The sequence below is a fragment of the Liquorilactobacillus uvarum DSM 19971 genome, assembly GCF_001434935.1.
Classification (GTDB): domain Bacteria; phylum Bacillota; class Bacilli; order Lactobacillales; family Lactobacillaceae; genus Liquorilactobacillus; species Liquorilactobacillus uvarum.
Genome location: NZ_AZEG01000080.1, coordinates 1 through 2,126, shown reverse-complemented (window position 1 = coordinate 2,126; position 2,126 = coordinate 1). Strand labels below are relative to the sequence as shown.

General features: G+C 32.6%; 4 protein-coding genes and 1 pseudogene. 3 read left to right on the top strand and 2 right to left on the bottom strand.

From position 1 onward, the window contains the following. Positions 1–244: 244 nt before the first annotated feature. The 3 genes and pseudogenes from FD20_RS12410 (at position 245) to FD20_RS12400 (ending at position 1,434) form a co-directional block, all read left to right on the top strand. Positions 245–526 carry a type II toxin-antitoxin system RelB/DinJ family antitoxin gene (locus FD20_RS12410; RefSeq protein ID WP_057738906.1) on the top strand — a complete coding sequence of 94 codons (282 nt, stop codon included), beginning with the start codon at positions 245–247 and terminating at the stop codon, positions 524–526. A gap of 46 nt (positions 527–572) precedes the next feature. After that, positions 573–758, top strand: coding sequence for a hypothetical protein (locus FD20_RS12405; RefSeq protein WP_056992244.1), 186 nt, complete (start codon positions 573–575; stop codon positions 756–758). After that, a pseudogene (locus FD20_RS12400) lies at positions 755–1,434 on the top strand (ATPase). The gene FD20_RS12405 and the pseudogene FD20_RS12400 overlap by 4 nt, the downstream one beginning before the upstream one ends. Here the strand turns inward: FD20_RS12400 and FD20_RS12395 are convergent. Beyond that, positions 1,424–1,702, bottom strand: coding sequence for a hypothetical protein (locus tag FD20_RS12395; protein WP_057738904.1), 279 nt, complete (start codon positions 1,700–1,702; stop codon positions 1,424–1,426). The pseudogene FD20_RS12400 and the gene FD20_RS12395 overlap by 11 nt on opposite strands. Before the next feature lie 16 nt (positions 1,703–1,718). Next, the gene (locus FD20_RS12390; RefSeq protein WP_057738902.1) at positions 1,719–1,934 is read right to left on the bottom strand and encodes a hypothetical protein; all 216 of its coding nucleotides are present in this window, start codon (positions 1,932–1,934) and stop codon (positions 1,719–1,721) included. Positions 1,935–2,126: the final 192 nt, after the last annotated feature.

The window sequence follows — 2,126 nt, the reverse complement described above, 5'->3', positions numbered from 1 at the left end:
TAATCATTATCTTTTGATTTATTCACTTTAAGAGAGAATATAAAATAATTCATTTGGCAGTTATAGTTAGTTGTTCTAAGTCGACTTTAAAATTCGTCTATGAGTGTTTTAGAGGAGTTACATTCATTGCCATTACTAAAAGGGCAGCAAACTCAAACTCACAGCTTTTAAAGGATCATGCTAATTGAATCAATACTCAAAAGCTAGTATAATGTGAGTAGTTAATGAAAGAGGCGAGGCAATCATGGCAGTTAAGGAAAAGAAACGGGTACAAGTCCAGATTGACAAAGACTTGGCCAATAAGACCGAAGCTGTTTTAAGTGAGTTAGGTCTAAACCAAACAACAGCGATTAACATGTTTTACAAGCGGATTGTGGCAGATGGAGCATTACCGTTTAAACTAGCTTTAAGTGAAGTAGAAAAAGCTAATTTAGGCTTTTTAAAGGCTACCAAAGGTATACCAGTAACAGAATTCAAAGACACTAAAGAAATTGCTGATTGGCTCAATGATCCGAAACAGGACTGATGGTTTATCAGATTAAATAAATTAATAACTAGGGAGCGTGATTAACATGAAAGATACAATCACAATTAATGACTTTTTAGAAACCGCAAAAGAAACGGATTTAAAAGATTTACTCGATAAGTCATTACATGATCCAGATCCAGAAAAGCGCAAAGTATATGACGCTTTATATACCTACCTTTTAGATAAAAGGCAAGATGAGGTTATTAAGCGAAAGGACTTTATCCGTTGATAAACAAACCCCAATATATTATTGTTGCCGGTATTAACGGAGCAGGAAAGAGTACTCTTTACGATACGTTACCCATATTGTTTGATAAAACAAAACGGATTAACGCTGATGAAATTTTAAGACAAATGGGTGGCGATTGGCATAAAGACAGTGACAACTTAAAAGCCATGCGAGAGGAAATAAAGCAACTACACTATTCCTTAGATAACCGACAAAGTATTCACGTAGAAACGACACTTGCAGGCAGGGTAAAGCTCAACTAAATTTGATTGATAAAGCTCACGAAAATGGCTTTGAAGTTACTTTATTGTATATTGCCTTGCAAGATGAAAATTTAGCTATCAAGAGAGTAAAAGAAAGGGTACAAAAGGGTGGATATGGTGTACCAGCAGAGACTATCAAAAAACGTTATCGGCAATCGAATCATAACTTGCCAGAAGTGGCTTTTAAAGTCGATAAGATAATGATCTATGATAACAGTGAAAAATTTACTCCTGTTTATGTAAGAGCAAATTGACAAATAATTAAGAATAATTTGAGCCATTTTCCTTGGATAAATCAAAATATTACTTGTTCAGAAAATGTGCAAAAGCAGTTAAAAGATTTTGCAGATCAGAACCCAGAAGTAAAACTCAAAAATGATCTAGAAAATAAAAACGATCGGCCTAGTTATTAGGTTGATCGTTTTTTAGTTTGTCCGGTTTATGCTCATTAACATAATCAGCAAATATTTTTAAAAGTTCTTCGGTTTGTTCAACTGATAAATTATCAGCCTGAAAGTATTTTTCTAATAAAGCACCCTTTTGAATTAAGCGTCGAGAACGGGCTTTACGAGCTTGACGCTTTTCATAGTATTTAGATTGACGAAGTTGAAAATCTTCTCGCTCTATTTTCTGCTTTAATCTAGCTTTTTGTTCAACTAGATTTTTATATTGATTAGCCATAACATAACCTCATTATTTAAAACTGTTTAGGTGACTGATTTTCATTTAAGAAGTCAGCTATTTTTTTAGATAATTCTTTAATATTATCGTTAGACAAATTAGCATAATCTAAATTTGATTGACTGATAATTTGTTTACCAAGTCTTTGTTCAATTTTATTTTTTTCGTCCTTGATTTTCTGATTAAGGGCTTTTAACTTAGCTTCTTGTTTTTGAATTGATGTTTGAGCCATAAGATAACCTCCTAGTTCAATTGAATATAATTATTATTTATAATATCATAATTCCGTTGTGTGGTCAATCATAAAAGTTGAAAAATCTAAGATAAAATAGTAAACTAAATGTAATTAAATAGAAATCAGAAGACTGAGTGAAACGAGGTCAATGCGCACTTACACCCCACCAAATTCTTGTGGGGTAAATCG

Bases quoted from the DNA above. Each gene is read 5' to 3' on its own strand.
- FD20_RS12410 (WP_057738906.1), top strand. From the start codon at position 245: ATGGCAGTTAAGGAAAAGAAACGGGTACAAGTCCAGATTGACAAAGAC.
- FD20_RS12405 (WP_056992244.1), top strand. From the start codon at position 573: ATGAAAGATACAATCACAATTAATGACTTTTTAGAAACCGCAAAAGAA.
- FD20_RS12395 (WP_057738904.1), bottom strand. From the start codon at position 1,702: ATGGCTAATCAATATAAAAATCTAGTTGAACAAAAAGCTAGATTAAAG.
- FD20_RS12390 (WP_057738902.1), bottom strand. From the start codon at position 1,934: ATGGCTCAAACATCAATTCAAAAACAAGAAGCTAAGTTAAAAGCCCTT.